The following is a 15,988-nucleotide window of genomic DNA, read 5'->3' on the forward strand; positions in this document are numbered from 1 at the left end:
ACGGAAAATCAATATGTTTTGGACTATGAAGTCTATCCCAATCCGACTGATACCAGAACTTTACCTGACTTTTTAGCGCATTATCAAAATAAATACCAACAACTTCCAGAGTATATCGTAGCAGATGCAGGCTATGGTGGGGAAGAGAATTATCAAACCGTTTTAAATAAATATCAACGAACACCTCTGATTACCTATAATGCCTATGAAAAGGAACAAAAACGAAAATTTAGAAAAGATCCCTTTAAAACAGCGAATTGGTTTTATGATTCTGAACAAGATCACTTCATCTGCCCGAATCATCAGAAAGCGACTTATTGATATGAGAGCCACCGAACAGATAAATATGGATTGACACGAGATTTGAAAATCTATGAATGTGAAGATTGTCAAGGCTGTCCAGTTCGTCATCTATGTACTCGGGCTAAAAGTGACAACAACCGACGACTTCAAATCAATCCTAAGTGGGAGTCATTTAAATTAAATATTAAGCAATTGCTTTCAGAAAAAGAGACAGGAAAACTCTACGGCAAACGTAAGATTGATGTAGAGCCTGCCTTTGCACGTCTGAAGGCTAATTTGGGCTTCACTTGATTTTCGGTCAGAGGCAAAGACAAGGTTAGACAGGAGATTGGTTTAGCTTTGATGGCGATTAATCTCAGAAAACTGATGGTAACCTGTCGGATATAGAAAAAAAGCAGGCTAGAACAATCAAAATTGATTGGATTAGCTTGCTTTTTATTTTAGTGACTGTGGACTTTTGTCCCAGCCTCTACATAATTGTTTAAAAATGATAATTAAATCTGATCTGACTTTATTATAAATGACTTTCCGTCTATATTTTGGTGTAAATACGATGTGGTATTTGCACATCCATTTTGTATGTGATAAACTGTAACTAGATTTTGCCATTTTCTTATTCCTTTCTTTGAGAGCCTGAACACTCTTATTATACTAGGAATAAGAAAATGGGGACTATAAGTCTGGTTAGCCACCCGTTCAACGGGTGGTTTTCTTGTCGTCCTTAAAGGGACGACTGGCTAAAAGCCATAACAAAAAACGCTGTCCTCAGACAACGTTTACTTAGCTCCGCTTGCAAGACTCGAACTTGCGACATCATGATTAACAGTCATGCGCTACTACCAACTGAGCTAAAGCGGAATAATCTCAGTTGGTAGAGTAGTAGAAAACTTCGTTTTCCCCATCCGCAACCTTGAAGCAATGCTTCAAGCCAACTGAACTAAAGCAGAATTCGCTTGGCACCGACCATATCTCACAGGGGGCAACCCCCAACTACTTCCGGCGTAATGAGACTTAACTGCTGTGTTCGACATGGGAACAGGTGTATCTCTCATGCAATTAGCACCAAACTAATTTTGAAAATAAAATTTTCAAATGGGCACAAGTGGACTCGAACCACCGACCTCACGCTTATCAGGCGTGCGCTCTAACCAGCTGAGCTATGCGCCCTAATTTAGAATTAGGAACCTAATTTTTTTCAATAAAAAAATGGTAAAGCGGGTGACGAGAATCGAACTCGCGTAGTTAGCTTGGAAGGCTAAGGTTCTACCATTAAACTACACCCGCAAAGATTCATTATGATTAACCATAATATGGCGCGAGACGGAATCGAACCGCCGACACATGGAGCTTCAATCCATTGCTCTACCAACTGAGCTACCGAGCCAATGTTGTTACTTCAATGTTATAACTAAAATACTTATTAAGAAGTATTTTAAACGGTCCCGACGGGAATTGAACCCGCGATCTTCGCCGTGACAGGGCGACGTGATAACCGCTACACTACGGGACCTACTGATTTGATGATTGCGGGAGCAGGATTTGAACCTACGACCTTCGGGTTATGAGCCCGACGAGCTACCGAGCTGCTCCATCCCGCGATAATGTTATGTTTAGGAATTCGTCGTTTCCTAAAGGAGGATTAGGGATTCGAACCCTAGCACGCTTTTACACGCCTGACGGTTTTCAAGACCGTTCCCTTCAGCCAGACTTGGGTAATCCTCCATAAAATAGTCCGTACGGGATTCGAACCCGTGATACCGCCGTGAAAAGGCGGTGTCTTAACCCCTTGACCAACGGACCCGGGTTTAAACCGATTGAGATGTCTCAATCAGCAACAAAAATAATTATATCGTATTAATTCTATTCCGTCAAGCATTTTTTTTCAAAAAAATTGAAAAACTTTATAATTTTTTGAAACTTAACGTCAAATTTCCTGCTTATAAAGCCCAGTGAGTCATACCACCATGATTAAAAAGATAAATTGCACCCTCAATTTGTGATTGCACATCACCATCATAACCTGGATAACTAGGTGCTAATTGAAACAAACCATAATAGCCAAGTGAATTTTTGATTGTTGAAATCCACCCACTTTCCCGTGAAATGATATAATCCCATTGGCGAGCATCAATCCCCGTACGTGTTTGAAGTTGTGTCAAAACATAAGCACGTTCTTCATCTGATAAGCCTCCAGTAGCAACTTTATTGCCATTATGGATTGAAACATCTTGGGTTTCACCTTCAATAGCATCTAAAGAGGGCATTGTTTCTTCTTTAACAAAATAAGATTTTGAAAATACCAACACTTGCCCAACATAAATCGCTTCATAAGAAGTCAAATCATTTTGTTGCACAATAGATGTCATACTCACTTGAAATTGACTAGCAATCGCGCTCAATGTGTCTCCTTCGCGAACACTATAACTCACTTGATCACTTATTTCGCTAGATTTACCTGACTCAGCATGCTCTAAATTCGATGTTGTTGGCTTAGGACTAACTTGTGAAATTACGGTTGCAATTTTATTTTGAGCCACTGTTTCTGCTTCAGAATTTGTCATATCAGCCTGAGTACTGCTTTCATTTCCTAAAATGAAAAAAACTGAGATACCAAATGTTAAACCTATCATCCCAATGAGGCTTAAAGTTGTAAATATTATTTTATGTGATGTTTTAAAATCATTTCTTTTATATTTTCGCATATTAGCTAATTATAACATGAATTTCAATCAAAAAAGTCTCGTAACAAACTCTTCATACTCTCGTCATCTTTTTGTAACTTTATGACTTGCCCTTTTTTTTAGCGACTTCATTCAAACTTTGTGCCAAAAGATTGAGATAATCTACCGCAACATCTTGCTTACCGGCAAAATGAATCTTATCTGCCCAAAGCCGTTCATCTTGCGGTTCAATATATCCTGCCCAATCCGCTACTGCTACCCATGGATATTTGTTTGGAAGTGATTTCAGATAGCTACTAAATTCATTTAAAACAACTTTATTTTTTCCATCGTAAGGGGTAACAAAAACTAGTCTCGTCCCTTTGGGTGCCCTATCAATCATCTTTTGGATATCTGCTGTCATCTCATTGGTCACATTTGCACCAGCTGAAATGACGACATACTTGCCAAGTGTTCCAGCTTTAACCTGTTTTTCAAATAAATTAAGAATAGTATCCAGATTCAAGCCAACTTGTGCCTCAACATCTGCATCTGGTAAAATCATTGACAGATAAGGTACGACACCAACCATCACAGAGTCTCCTAAAACGGTCTGAGAACTATTTAAAATTTTATCTGATAGCGCCGTACTTTGTTTCAGTCGCATATCTGCACTCGTATTAAAACCTACTGTTGGATTGTACCAACTCGTATTGGCATTGATATTATTGCCAACATCATAAAGGTTTTGACTTAACTGACCTTTGTGATCAAGCGACACCATAGCTTCGCTAATCGCTGCTTCATGAAGACTCCGCTCAGTTTTGGAAATCGCAGGCGCAGTAAGCACCACACTCAAGCCCACCAAAACTATTACACCCAAGCTAGCATAAAACGACTTACTCATCATCCATTTCATCGGCTGCTTACCATGGAAATAAGGTTCAACACCGTAGTAGACTACAGCTGAAGCTGTAAATGAAACGATAAAACTCAAGACACCCGCCAATAAAACTTGAGATACAAAATGAGAAATGATTAGCCAAACCGGCCAGTGAAAAAGATAAATACTATAAGAAGTATCCGCAAGCACTGTTAAAATTTTAGGGTCAGGCCGAATTGTCCGTTCGTGCAACATTCTAAATTGAACAATTAAAATTGCTGTTAGGATACTTGTCAAAATCAGATTGGTTCGAATTGTCCAGCTACTCTCAAATTTACCAAATAAACTTAAAAGTAATAAAATGAAAATTGGAATACCTATCCAAAGCCACATTTTCTTAACTGGATAGGCTATAAAATGCGCTTGTTGTTTATTACTAATTCGCATGCCAACAACAGTCGCAACCGTCGCACCGATAAAAAAGGGATAAGCATGACTGGCAAAAGCAAAGTAACTATAGCTTAAATATTTAGGGTCAAAAGTCACTTCAAGGTAAATAATAGATGCTATACTCGCTAGCACAGCAAGTACAAACACAATAAAACGCGTTTGCCCTAATAACTTTTTACCTGTATAGCCTTGTTTTTTTAACCAAAAAACCAAAATAAACAGCAAACCACCCCAAATCAGATAAAAAAGAAATTCCAAAGATAGCGTCCAAGTATGGATATATAACTGTGGTGTTTGCTGTGCTTCATATGATAAACCTGACTGTATTTCAAACCGATTCGTCACAAAACCTATGGCAGCAGCCACTTGCTTAGCTAGGTTAGCCCGAAAATCAGACGGCAATAATAACGTAAACGGTAATGTCGTTACAATCATGATGACCAATGGCGGAAAAATCCTGATAAAACGACGTTTATAGTAGGTCAATAATGTAAAACTACCAGATTTTTCAAGCTCGATAAAAAAGAGAGCAGTAATCAGATATCCCGAAAATACAAAGAAAATATCAACACCAATAAAGCCACCGGGGAAAGACTTAACAAAAAAATGATAGCCTAGAACAGTCACCAGACCCAAAATTCGAATTAGGGAAAACCATTTAATTTTCATTTTTCAAACTCTCCCATCTTAAAATCACCTGTAATAGGCGTACCTACAATTGGTGTATAGGTTCCTTTACCATCCGGTAAACCGTTTTTCCACGACCCTTCATAGCTCGCACCATTGGCAAAATGCATCTTGCCTTGCCAAATGCCAGCAAACCGCCAAGCCCCTTCATAGGAAAAAATGCTACCATTAAAAGAATATTGACCTGCTGCTTGATGAACGACTGACTTGTCCACTAAGGTAATCGTTACTTTAGCATCTTTTTCTGTGACAACATAAGCATTATTTTTATTGTAAGTCAAAGATCCAATCATTTTTCCAGCCTTAAATTGTGCTTTCAATGCGTTACCTGAACTATCGGTAATCGTCGCTTCACCAGAGAAACGACCATTCTTCATTCCACCTTGGTAGGTAAATTTTTTGTCCAACGACTTTTGAGAGACTTGCCGCGTCAAACTGAAATCCCCTAGTGCATAAATTTGAGCAATGACAATGACGAAAAGGCTGACAAAAATTGCCAGCGTTAATTTTTTGATTTTTATTTTAGGTGTTGTTTGTGTCGGTATTGCTACTTCAACATCATTTTGTACCAAAGGCGCTTCGGAAAATCCAGAGGTGTCAGAAGTGGCTGAATCAATCTTCAGCGTCTCTTCATGCTCAAAACGACGTTTAGCTTCAAGTTCTGCCAATTTTTCCTTGAATGTTTGAGCCAATTTATGTTTCTTCTCTCAGTTTATTAACTAACATTATATCACAAATCACAAAAAATCAGGCGTTCCGACCTGATTTTCATTAATTATCTTGATTTTCAATTTTGTTTAAATCATCATCTAAATTGTCAACTTTTGGCTCGTTAGCTGCTTTTAAAGTTTGTTCAAAATCTGCTGGTTCAGTCTCCTCAAATTCAAATACTGTATCAGAAGGCATTTGACCTGTTTCAAATAAAGACTTGATTTGACGAGCATCCAAAGTCTCATGTTCAAGTAAAGCAAGCGCAATTGCCTTGTGTTGTTCACGATGACTTTCAATGATTTGACGAGCAGTTTCATGCGCTTCATTAATGATGCTACGTACTTCTTCATCAATGGCTTGCGCCGTGTATTCACTATAACCTTTAGTTTGACCATAGTCACGACCGATAAAGACTGCTTGTGAATTTCCTTCCAGTGTCACAGTACCTAGTCTTTCAGACATACCATACTGTGTTACCATACTACGCGCGAGTTGAGTAGCCTGTTCAAAGTCATTTGAAGCACCTGTTGTAATGGCATTAAAAATGATTTCTTCAGCAGTTCGCCCCCCCATAAGACCTGCCAGACGTTCCTGCATATCTTCTTTAGACAATAAGAATTGATCTTCTTTTGGTAAAGAAATCATGTAACCACCAGCACGACCACGCGGGACAATCGTTACCTTGTGGACAAAACTAGCATTTGACAGGACAAGGCCAACGATTGTATGCCCCGCCTCATGGTAAGCCACCATTTCACGTTCACGCTCAGAAATCCGTTTGTCTTTCTTAGCTGGACCTGCAATCACGCGGTCTTCTGCCTCATCAATATCAGAGGCATCAATCACTGACTTGTTACGTCTTGCCGCAACGAGCGCTGCTTCATTAAGGACATTTTCCAAATCCGCACCAACGAAACCTGGTGTTTGTTGGGCAACAACTTTCAAATCAACGTCATCAGCCAAAGGTTTATTTTTAGCGTGAACTTTCAGTACCGCTTCACGACCTTTAACATCTGGCGCACCAACGAGCACTTTACGGTCAAAACGACCCGGACGTAACAAGGCTGGATCGAGAACATCAGAACGGTTAGTCGCTGCAATGACAATCACAGCATTGTTACTTTCGTTAAACCCATCCATCTCGACTAGGAGTTGGTTAAGGGTTTGTTCGCGCTCGTCATTACCACCGCCCATACCGGCACCACGTTGGCGACCCACAGCATCAATCTCATCAATAAAGACAATAGCTGGGGCGTTCTTTTTAGCATTTTCAAAAAGGTCACGGACACGTGATGCACCGACACCGACAAACATTTCCACAAAGTCTGAACCAGAAATTGAGAAAAACGGTACCGCAGCTTCACCAGCAACAGCTTTAGCAAGTAAAGTTTTACCGGTTCCTGGAGGGCCTTCAAGAAGGACACCTGCTGGAATACGCGCACCTAAATCATGATATTTTTTAGGATTTTTCAGGAAATCAACAACTTCGACAAGTTCTTGTTTTTCTTCATCAGCACCTGCAACATCAGCGAAACGGACTTTAACCGTTTTCTTGTCTTGCTCTTTAGCACGTGATTTACCGAAGCTCATCGGATTACCACCGCCATTAGCACCGCCACCTCGCATACCGCCCATCATCATGTAAAGGAAACCAATCATGAGTAGAAGAGGTAACCAAGACCCTAGAAGTGTCAACCAAACACCATTAGACGCTTCTGGTTTGACAGAAACTTTAACTTTTTCTTTGTCTGCAATTTTTTGCAACTCGCTAATCGTGGTGTCTGTTGGCAAAATTAAACTTGTAAATTTCTTAACTTCTACCGAGGGGTTAGCAATCAAAGAAAAGTTTGTTTTCGATTTGACCTTTTTAGCTTTTTTATACTCCCCACTCACTGAAATCAATGACGAATTCGGCTGATAAGAGAATTCTTTGATCTCGCCTGTTTTTAGTTTTTTAACTAGGGTTGTATAGCTGATTTTATCAACGGTTTCATTGCTAACCCCCTTGAAAAAATATTGGAATCCGACAACTGCAATGATTGCCAAAATCACCCATAGAAAAGAGTTTTTGATGAAACCACTGTTTTTATTTTTATTATTCATAGAATCCTTGTCTAAATTTTGTTTGATATCAGATATTATGACAAATTTTTCCAAAAATGTCTATCTCCAAATATCAGGTTTGGTTAATATCAGACTTAAGACTGATATTAACCTTTTTGAAATAGCTATTTCAGCTAAATCTAATCGACTAACCTTTAGTTTTATAAATTTCTTCCTTAAGAATGCCGATGTAAGGCAAATTCCGATAATGTTCATCGTAATCCAGACCAAAACCAACTAAAAATTCATTCGGTAAGGTAAAGCCGACATAATCCGCTTCAATATTAACCACACGACCTTCAGGTTTATCCACCAAGGTAACGATTTTAACTGAATTCGCTTTACGATACAACAATAGTTCTTTTAAATATAAGAGCGTTCGTCCGGTATCAATAATATCTTCAACAATCACGATATCACGACCTTCAACAGACGTATCCAAATCCTTAATCATCTTCACTTCACCAGACGATGACATCCCACCATGATAGCTTGACACGACCATGAAATCCATCTCAATATGCGCATCAATCCGTTTTGTCAATTCTGCGAAAAAAGGAACTGATCCTTTCAAAATCGCTATCATCAACGGATTTTTATCTGCATATGCCGCTGTTAAAATTTGACCCAATTCCTGTGATTTCGCACAAATTTCAGCTTCGGTCACTAAAATTTTCTCGATCGTTTTTTCTAACATATCGTCTTCTTATCTCTTTTCCCTATAATAAAGTGTTCTTTTCATTTTATCATGTTTCAACGATTTACTCAAATCTGCAGTCACGACATCTAACACACCGTAAACAACATCCCCTACAACAATCACAGGATTACTGCGTTTTTTAAGCGCAACTTTATTGTCAATGAAGTATCGTCGAAGTTTTTTATCAATTCCATTAACCCGAATCCGATCCCCTGGTTGCCGCTTTCTAATCACAATCTGTCCTGTTGTTGGCAAATCGATTTCTTGAAAATCACCAGTAGAGTAGGGGGTTAATGCCGTCTCAAACTCTGTTGCCTTAGTTCTTTCTTCAATGTAAAAATGGTCGCGATCTTTGACAAAGTTGTAATCATTTGAAATCGCATGAAAATATTGCCCTTCACGTCTGATAATGTGTAACAATTCATCAAACTGAGCTTTTGAGACTTTGAGAGTAGGGAATTTAGCGATATACCCCTGTAAAATAAAATACTGTAAATCATCAATCTCTCGAAAAAACTTAATCAACTCTATTTTTTCAGTAGCTGCATAAGCACGAGCGCTATAAGTCACAATTGACATGGCTTTTTGAATCTCGTCTGTCAGACTAGCCAGATTTTCAGAAAATCGTGGGTTTTCTTCTTCAAATGCTGGTAAATAAAGATTGCGCACCCGATTCCTCAAATAATGATTCTCTGCATTAGATGTATCTTCAAAATAGTCAGTGGCATCAAATTCATACTTTTCAAAAGTTAAGAGTGGGCGAATCAAAGCTAGATCTTGTTGCCCCTTACCAAATGGTTGAACTGTTTGCATGCCCGTTAAATGACGCAATCGTGAGCCACGAATTTGACGAATCAGAAAATTTTCCGTCAAATCATCCTTATGATGCGCTGTCACTAAAGCGGTCAAATGATGTTTGATCATGATACTTTCAAAAAAATCATAACGGAAATGACGTGCCTTTTCTTCCGAAAATGCTCCAACAAAATTGGCTGTATGAAAAGGAACTCCTAAATCAGCCATCTTTTCTTGCAAAGCCTTTGCCTCATCATCAGATACAGACCGTTGCTGATGGTTAATATGCGCAACCGATAAAGAAATATTAAGCAACTCCCTAGCTTGATAAAGCCAATTAAAAAGGGTCATGGAGTCTAAACCACCTGATAAAGCAACTAAAACTTCTTGATGTTGCTCAAAATACTGCTGCTCATCAGTTATTTTTACAAATTTCTCGTAAGGCGTCATTTCATTACCTCATAGATGGCTTGAGAAATATTTGCCAGTTCTTCATTATCAGCATCGTGACTTGTTTCAATCACTAAGATGTAAGGCTCTGATGCAAAAATTAAGGCAGCGTCGTGATTAAATTCATCTGCTGTACCGATTTTATGAGCCACTTGAACTGATTTCGGTAGTTTGGCAGGAATTCGTTCTGTATCATAATCCGTACCAATCAGTGAATTATAGCCAGCACCTCCTTCATAATAAAGTGCTTCAAGGACACGACCAACCATTTCAGATGAGGCCTCACGTTCAATAGGATTCCAAGGCTGTCCTGCGACTTTGGTAATTTCGGACTGATAGCTTTCCGAAAATTTATCCGTTTCATAATAAGCCAACATATTACTTGCCACATTATCAGAATCTTTAGCTGTTCGATTAATCAAGTCCAACAAACTGTAAGATTGATAGTCTGCTGTTTTAGGCAAAAAGCCAGTACCTTCTGTTTTAAAGGCGCCTTGCCAACCGTTGACTAATTCATTGTAAGCCAAACTATCTCCCAGACTAGCATTTCCAGCATTAATCTGCTTTTGAGTCCAATATAAAATAGGTAATTTACTTAAGCTGGCTGAATACATTTTTTGTGTTTGGTTGACACCTGCTGTAAAAACACTATCAAGTTGCTTGACATATATTGAATAGCTCGTTTGTTGATATTTTTGATTTAATAAAGTCTGAACTCGATCCAATTTAGGATTTTTAAAAGTAGCCGACTGGCTATCTATCCATCCAGTCTTACCACCTTCGAAAGCAACTTGATAATAAATCCCCCAATGTGTTGTTGCTTTTTTAGAGGTTAAAACTTTATTACCTTTCATCAACTTACTGTAAACTTGTGTATCGAAAGTTGTCAACGGTGTATAAAGTACATTGACATCTTGTATGACATAAAGCGGTTGACTCACTATCTCTGTTGTTAGGATAACATCAGATCCAATCTCATTTTTGTTGTTAGAGACAAAGGTTCCGTCTAACAATCTCAGTGATTGTGGTTCCAAACTACTCAACATTAAATGTGTTTTAGCAGGAATTTTCTTCGCCTTAATCTGCAAATTTGCATCCGTATAACTCTGAATTTCCTTCAAAGTGACTGCTCTTTTGGGCATCTCTGACCATCTTGATAGCTCAGCCTTATCTGATAATAGCTTAGGTGTATAAGTTTGTGAGTTGACAATATCTGTTTTTTCAGGAAAAGTGAAAAAGGCTGGTAGGACCATTGCCGCAAAAACCAGCCATTGCAATAAAAGATAATTTTTCTTATTTTTTACCATTTCTTGCATTGTCTAAAACCTTATCAAGCATCTGGTTCGCTTGTGCTAAATCTGTATGTCTAAGATGTTGTAAATAGATAAACATCGGATTGCCACCATGTAGAAATTCATAAACACGTTGACGCTGTCCAAAAGCCTCACTCGTGATATCCCAAGCAAGATTCAATAAAAGCATCCGCTCTTCTGCAGACATCAACTCACTAGTCAAGGCCGATTCTAGCATCTCTGCGATATCTGGATTACTAAACGCTCGAAAATCAGGCACACCAACTGCTGAGCCTGCTGAAAATTCAGCGATGACTCGCAAGGCCTCATCATAATAAGTCGTCAATTTAGCACGAACGGCGAGTAGCGTTTGCATATTGGGTGTGAAAACACCTTTTTGCATCTTGCCTGTGACCTCACTGGCAATAATACATGACCGAATCAATTCCAAATTAACAGATAGCTCACCTAACTTTTCTTGAACACGCTGAAAGTCAAACAAACCTAGCTGGTGCGCGAGACGAACAGCAATCCCTGTCACAAACTCTAACTTGACAAAACCACGAACTTCATCTTGATGCGCTGTATGATTAAATAAACCACTTGCTTCAAAGAAGGCGTTAGACTGCGCCACGTCGCCACAAACAAACAAAGCTTCATTAGGTACAAAAACATCATCAAAAAGAAGGAAGGCATCCATCTCATCAAAAGCCTGAGACAATGGATAATCTGCTAGTGATTGATCGTCCGTCATCATCGGCTTCCGACAGATGACTTTTACACCAGATGTTGCGATAGGGAGCACAAAAGCCACGGCAAATTTTTGATCCGCTGGTTTTAAGTCTGGGAGGTTAAAAATTAATAATTCATCCGCAAGTGGCGCTAGTGTGTTAACCTGTTTAGCTCCCCTAACAATCACACCATCTTCTCTCGTTTCTTTGATCCAAACACCAGCAAACTCCTGTCCTTCGGCCAATAGTTGAGATAAGTTTTTTTGGCGATCTAATTGTGGATTTTGAATGGCATGACTGACAAAAACATCATCAAATTTGACATGATTGGCCCATTTTTTCGCATTAGAAGCAAAATCAATCTTGCCTTGCGCACCTAACCTATCAGCATAGCTGCCCAAAACAGCAACACCTGCATTGATAAAATCTGGTGTCCGTCCTAACATACCATAGGATTCACGCGCAACTTCTTCATAAATCTGGCGCTTTATACCTAAATCCTCAATCGTTTTAGGTGTCAAAAACATGACCGATGTTTCAATCTCGCCATTAAAAAAGGTATGATTCTTATTCTCATTTTGCAAATCGTAGTAGCGTTGAATGACTGCTAAGGTTTTAGAAAATACTGGCTCACTTGCCATATCAGTGATATGCTGTCCATTTAAGTAAACCTCACGCCCATCATTGAGTTGCCCATTTTTTGTCGTCATTACTTGCTTCCTTTTTGATTTTGAACCTGCAATACTTGCAAGAGTTCCCCAGTTCTAGCAAGTATCTTGTCATATTTGTCACAAAAGTCTTCTAGCATTATGTTCAAATCAATCTTACCATCGGCTTGAATCTCTTTCACTACAACTGTCAGGCTATCATTTCTCTGAAATTTTTCTCCTTGAGGAATATCTACCCATCGTAACAAGCCTGTCAACAGAAGATTATCTACTTCAATTTCAAGAGACACACGTTCCTCAGATGATAATTCAGAAGCCAAAAATGTGACAAATAGTCCAAAACGAGAAACGGCTTTAACCCGACCCATCATTTTATCTTTGTGACCCCACCATCTGACAATTCCGGAATTAAAAATACAATTTCACCATCTTTTGAATAATATCTCAAACGTGCATACTTTTCTATAAAAACAGGATCCTTAAGTTTAACGATGTCCGCTTTTTCAATGGCCAGTTGCTTGTCTAAAGCAACAGATTTTTTTTCATACTCTGACTTCAACGCCAATCGATTTTGCAAAGTTTGATACGATTTGACTAGATTAATTGTTGGCAAAACCATAACCAAAATGACAGCCACCAAAATCAAACCCAAATAACGGCGTTTGGGTACCTGTTGTTGCGTTGTCTCAATTTGATTCAATTGTTGCGTTGTAAACTCATTATTCAATCGAACAATTTTTTTTTGATTCTCCATACTACCCCTTCTTACTCCTACAAATGACCCTTTTCCTCTCGGTGTCTGTCGCAACCTACTTTAATTATTTTTGATGTCCTAAATGTTCTAAACTAATTCCCAGACAATTAAGAATTTACACGCGTTTCTGACAAGATTTCATACATCTTATTCGCATCTTCTTTTTTAGTGGAATCTTTAATATCAAGGACTCGGACTTCTAAAATTTTATTACCAAAAGTAATCGTTAAAACATCTTGATGCTTAATGTCTGAGGAACTTTTAGCCAGAATACCATTCAATTTTATCCGCCCTTTATCCGCAACTTCTTTTGCTACAGTTCGACGTTTTATAATTCGCGAAACTTTTAAATATTTGTCTAATCTCATAGCCCTTATTATACCACAAAAGCCGTTAGCTTGTATACCTTATGAATTTTTTATAGCTAGACATTTTTTTATTCTATTTGTATTAACTCTGTTTTTAATATTAAGTAATAATGTCTCGTTTTTTTAGTATAGAATTTCTTAAATGTCTTCAAATGTGATATAATTTGATAGTGGAATGCCATTTTAATAATGCTTGATATCATCATTTATGCGCTATAATATCAAAGTAAATTGATTGAAATATCTATATTAAAATAACGATTCATCATAAATATGACTCCTCAAATAAAATGAAAATATGAAAAATATACTAACACTATTCGTTATAATGGTAAGTTTTTTTACCACTAAAACCATTGCTGATGAAGTTGATTTCACGGTCACCCCCATTTTAGAAGGGGATCAGTCAGTGATAAACCAAACCATTTCTGCTAAATATCATGCACATCAAGCTTTGAATTTTAATTTACAGAATAATTCTGATCGTTTGATTAACATTAGTATCAAAACAGCAATGCTTGGTCTTGATAGTGAAGGAAATCGGATTTTTTCTGATTGCAATACTTTTTTAAGTGCACCTACAACCATCACATTACCCCCAAAAGGTAGCCAAGATATTACGATTAATTATAAATCCGAAGCCTTTAAAATTGATTTTGATGGCGAAATTGCCAACGCCATCCTCTTTTGTCAGGGTGATCAAACTATCACTTACATGGTCAATGTTCGAAAAAATGATAATAAAGATACTGAAAATATTATCATTGAAAAATCTGAGGCCATCATACTTGACAAGAAATGCTTCATCCGACTCTTAATCAAAAATGACAGTAATGCTTGGCTAAACAATGTTTTAATTGACAGTTATATATTGAGTCAAGCGACTAAAGAAGTTGATTCCCATCAATTTAGTCACATTGCCCCTAATAGTAAAATTGAAATTTTAATTCCTGTTCCTGAAAAATTCAAAGTTGGCACCTATTCCACCATAACATCTATTCAAACGATTAGTCGAACTTGGCAACTTGAAAGTCAGTTTAAACTTTCAAACTCAAAAATTAATCTGCTAAACGGTAAAGGACAGCCAATTCATAAAGGGACAGACTCAAAAACTTTTTACGCTGTTAATGTTCTATTCATCTTACTTATTACTTATTTTGACAATCTTTCTTCAATTTCGTTTTATTCAAAAAAATAATCGACTATAACATACGACACATCACCACAACCATTGGCACACGATGGTTGTTTTTTTGCAGTTAATTTGTTAGCGTGTACCGACTTTTCTTTACAAACCCTTTAAATAAAAGGCTTTAAAGGTGCTCAAAAAAATCATAAAATCAAAAACTAACCATAAAACTAACCAAAATAATTAAAGGTCATTAGTTGAATACAAAATAAAGTCCACCAGTGAAAATTGGCGGACTTTACTTTATATTTGAAAACGTTTGTATTTAATAAAATTTATTTTTGCTGTTCAATTTATACTCTATGACTTCACGAACCAATTCAACGTTATGAGAAAATCCAAGACATTCTGCATACTGCACATAATTCAAATTTTCTGGAATTTCTTCTTCAATTTGAACAAGGTCAAACCATTCAAGTAGACTATTAAAATCTGTTTCATGTTCAATTTTGCTTTTAGCTGAAAAAGTCATGTTATATGTGCAATTATCAATGTCGCCACGTTCAATGTGCTTTAATTCATGTAAGATAACCTGTACTTGTCGTTCTTCGGATAGTTTAGAATGAACGAAAATATATGGTTTATCGCCATAGTAAGTAAGGCGACCTAATTGTTTAGGAATATTGCAGTACAAGATTATTGCACCTAATTCATGTGCTTTTCGTTTAACCTTTTCAATCATAGATTTTCGAGATACTCCTGAAGTACTCGTTTCATTTCTTCTCGTTCTTCTTCAGTTGGCTCTTTACCATTGAAACCACGACCATTATCTATGATTTCATATAGGTCAATATCATCGCCAAATTTTGAGGGATTTTTTTCATCAGTATTGCCTAAAAGATAATCAACTGAAACATCAAAAAAATCAGCAAGCTGTTGTACGTTTTTAGGTTTTCTTTTTCCATTTTCCCAAAATGAGTAGCTTTTTTGGTCAAAACCGAGTTTTTCAGAAATTTCTTTTTGAGTAAGTTTAGCTTCTAAACGTAGTGTTTTCAGTCTTTCAGGCAACATTTTCTTTTCCTCCAGAAAATAAATTTAAATTTATTTCAAAAAACGCTTGACGGAATAGGACAAATGTCCTATAATTATTCTTGTAGGACATTTGTCCTTATGATTCTTGAACTAAAAGCCCACCAAATAAAAATTCAATTTACAGATTGAATAAAAAAATGATAGGCTGATAGCTCAAATACATTGCTTGAAAAATCAAATACAAAACATCTGATTTATACAATGATATATAT

At 37.4% G+C, this 15,988-nt stretch carries 15 protein-coding genes, 8 tRNA genes, 1 rRNA gene and 2 pseudogenes; 3 read left to right on the forward strand and 23 right to left on the reverse strand.

The window, feature by feature from the left end; translation table 11 throughout:
* Positions 1-321 (forward strand): transposase (locus ACYQ21_RS11630; RefSeq protein WP_460058591.1); only part of this gene is annotated, 321 nt, incomplete at its 5' end.
* 24 nt (positions 322-345) lie between these two features.
* Positions 346-594 (forward strand): annotated as a pseudogene (locus ACYQ21_RS11635) (transposase); the annotation flags it as partial.
* Between the two features lie 180 nt (positions 595-774).
* On the opposite strand, the pseudogene ACYQ21_RS11640 reads toward ACYQ21_RS11635, so the two are convergent.
* The 21 genes and pseudogenes from ACYQ21_RS11640 to ACYQ21_RS11740 form a co-directional block, all read right to left on the reverse strand.
* Positions 775-912 (reverse strand): annotated as a pseudogene (locus ACYQ21_RS11640) (transposase); the annotation flags it as partial.
* 175 nt (positions 913-1,087) lie between these two features.
* Positions 1,088-1,161, reverse strand: a tRNA-Asn gene (locus tag ACYQ21_RS11645).
* 93 nt (positions 1,162-1,254) lie between these two features.
* Positions 1,255-1,370 (reverse strand): 5S ribosomal RNA (rrf, locus tag ACYQ21_RS11650).
* Between the two features lie 26 nt (positions 1,371-1,396).
* Positions 1,397-1,470, reverse strand: a tRNA-Ile gene (locus ACYQ21_RS11655).
* Positions 1,471-1,516: 46 nt separating this feature from the next.
* Positions 1,517-1,587 (reverse strand) — tRNA-Gly (locus tag ACYQ21_RS11660).
* A 27-nt stretch (positions 1,588-1,614) separates the two neighbouring features.
* Positions 1,615-1,687, reverse strand: a tRNA-Phe gene (locus tag ACYQ21_RS11665).
* Between the two features lie 53 nt (positions 1,688-1,740).
* Positions 1,741-1,813 (reverse strand) — tRNA-Asp (locus tag ACYQ21_RS11670).
* A 14-nt stretch (positions 1,814-1,827) separates the two neighbouring features.
* A tRNA-Met gene (locus ACYQ21_RS11675) sits at positions 1,828-1,901 on the reverse strand.
* Positions 1,902-1,935: 34 nt separating this feature from the next.
* Positions 1,936-2,025 (reverse strand) — tRNA-Ser (locus ACYQ21_RS11680).
* A gap of 6 nt (positions 2,026-2,031) precedes the next feature.
* Positions 2,032-2,103 (reverse strand) — tRNA-Glu (locus ACYQ21_RS11685).
* A gap of 137 nt (positions 2,104-2,240) precedes the next feature.
* Complete coding sequence (locus tag ACYQ21_RS11690; RefSeq protein WP_460058592.1) at positions 2,241-3,005, reverse strand: LysM peptidoglycan-binding domain-containing protein; 765 nt, start codon at positions 3,003-3,005, stop codon at positions 2,241-2,243.
* 79 nt (positions 3,006-3,084) lie between these two features.
* Positions 3,085-4,965 (reverse strand): acyltransferase family protein, encoded by a 1,881-nt coding sequence (locus ACYQ21_RS11695; RefSeq protein WP_460058593.1) that lies wholly within the window; start codon positions 4,963-4,965, stop codon positions 3,085-3,087.
* Entirely contained in the window at positions 4,962-5,675 is a 714-nt protein-coding gene (locus ACYQ21_RS11700; RefSeq protein WP_460058594.1) for an MORN repeat-containing protein, read from the reverse strand. Before ACYQ21_RS11700 ends, ACYQ21_RS11695 begins: the two co-directional genes overlap by 4 nt.
* Before the next feature lie 79 nt (positions 5,676-5,754).
* The gene (gene ftsH, locus ACYQ21_RS11705) at positions 5,755-7,797 is read right to left on the reverse strand and encodes an ATP-dependent zinc metalloprotease FtsH (protein ID WP_460058605.1); all 2,043 of its coding nucleotides are present in this window, start codon (positions 7,795-7,797) and stop codon (positions 5,755-5,757) included.
* Positions 7,798-7,945: 148 nt separating this feature from the next.
* Positions 7,946-8,494, reverse strand: a complete 549-nt coding sequence (gene hpt / locus ACYQ21_RS11710; RefSeq protein ID WP_460058595.1) for a hypoxanthine phosphoribosyltransferase — start codon at positions 8,492-8,494, stop codon at positions 7,946-7,948.
* Between the two features lie 9 nt (positions 8,495-8,503).
* Entirely contained in the window at positions 8,504-9,742 is a 1,239-nt protein-coding gene (gene tilS / locus ACYQ21_RS11715) for a tRNA lysidine(34) synthetase TilS (protein ID WP_460058596.1), read from the reverse strand.
* Complete coding sequence (locus ACYQ21_RS11720) at positions 9,739-11,058, reverse strand: serine hydrolase (RefSeq protein WP_460058597.1); 1,320 nt, start codon at positions 11,056-11,058, stop codon at positions 9,739-9,741. The genes tilS and ACYQ21_RS11720 overlap by 4 nt, the downstream gene beginning before the upstream one ends.
* Positions 11,036-12,475 (reverse strand): 4-hydroxyphenylacetate 3-hydroxylase N-terminal domain-containing protein, encoded by a 1,440-nt coding sequence (locus ACYQ21_RS11725; protein ID WP_460058598.1) that lies wholly within the window; start codon positions 12,473-12,475, stop codon positions 11,036-11,038. The genes ACYQ21_RS11720 and ACYQ21_RS11725 overlap by 23 nt, the downstream gene beginning before the upstream one ends.
* Positions 12,475-12,801: a hypothetical protein gene (locus tag ACYQ21_RS11730; RefSeq protein ID WP_460058599.1), complete on the reverse strand. Its 327-nt coding sequence runs from the start codon at positions 12,799-12,801 to the stop codon at positions 12,475-12,477. The genes ACYQ21_RS11725 and ACYQ21_RS11730 overlap by 1 nt, the downstream gene beginning before the upstream one ends.
* Positions 12,801-13,187, reverse strand: coding sequence for an FtsB family cell division protein (locus tag ACYQ21_RS11735; RefSeq protein WP_460058600.1), 387 nt, complete (start codon positions 13,185-13,187; stop codon positions 12,801-12,803). The genes ACYQ21_RS11730 and ACYQ21_RS11735 overlap by 1 nt, the downstream gene beginning before the upstream one ends.
* 107 nt (positions 13,188-13,294) lie before the next feature.
* Entirely contained in the window at positions 13,295-13,555 is a 261-nt protein-coding gene (locus ACYQ21_RS11740; protein ID WP_460058601.1) for an RNA-binding S4 domain-containing protein, read from the reverse strand.
* Positions 13,556-13,853: 298 nt separating this feature from the next.
* Between ACYQ21_RS11740 and ACYQ21_RS11745 the strand changes: the two genes are divergently transcribed.
* Positions 13,854-14,753: a WxL protein host-binding domain-containing protein gene (locus tag ACYQ21_RS11745; RefSeq protein WP_460058602.1), complete on the forward strand. Its 900-nt coding sequence runs from the start codon at positions 13,854-13,856 to the stop codon at positions 14,751-14,753.
* A 256-nt stretch (positions 14,754-15,009) separates the two neighbouring features.
* On the opposite strand, the gene ACYQ21_RS11750 is transcribed toward ACYQ21_RS11745, so the two are convergent.
* Both ACYQ21_RS11750 and ACYQ21_RS11755 read right to left on the reverse strand, forming a co-directional pair.
* A complete protein-coding gene (locus tag ACYQ21_RS11750; RefSeq protein ID WP_460058603.1) occupies positions 15,010-15,426 on the reverse strand; it encodes an ImmA/IrrE family metallo-endopeptidase in 417 nt (138 codons plus the stop codon).
* A complete protein-coding gene (locus ACYQ21_RS11755) occupies positions 15,423-15,755 on the reverse strand; it encodes a helix-turn-helix domain-containing protein (protein WP_460058604.1) in 333 nt (110 codons plus the stop codon). Before ACYQ21_RS11755 ends, ACYQ21_RS11750 begins: the two co-directional genes overlap by 4 nt.
* Positions 15,756-15,988 lie beyond the last annotated feature (233 nt).

Source organism: Pseudolactococcus yaeyamensis, assembly GCF_054658615.1.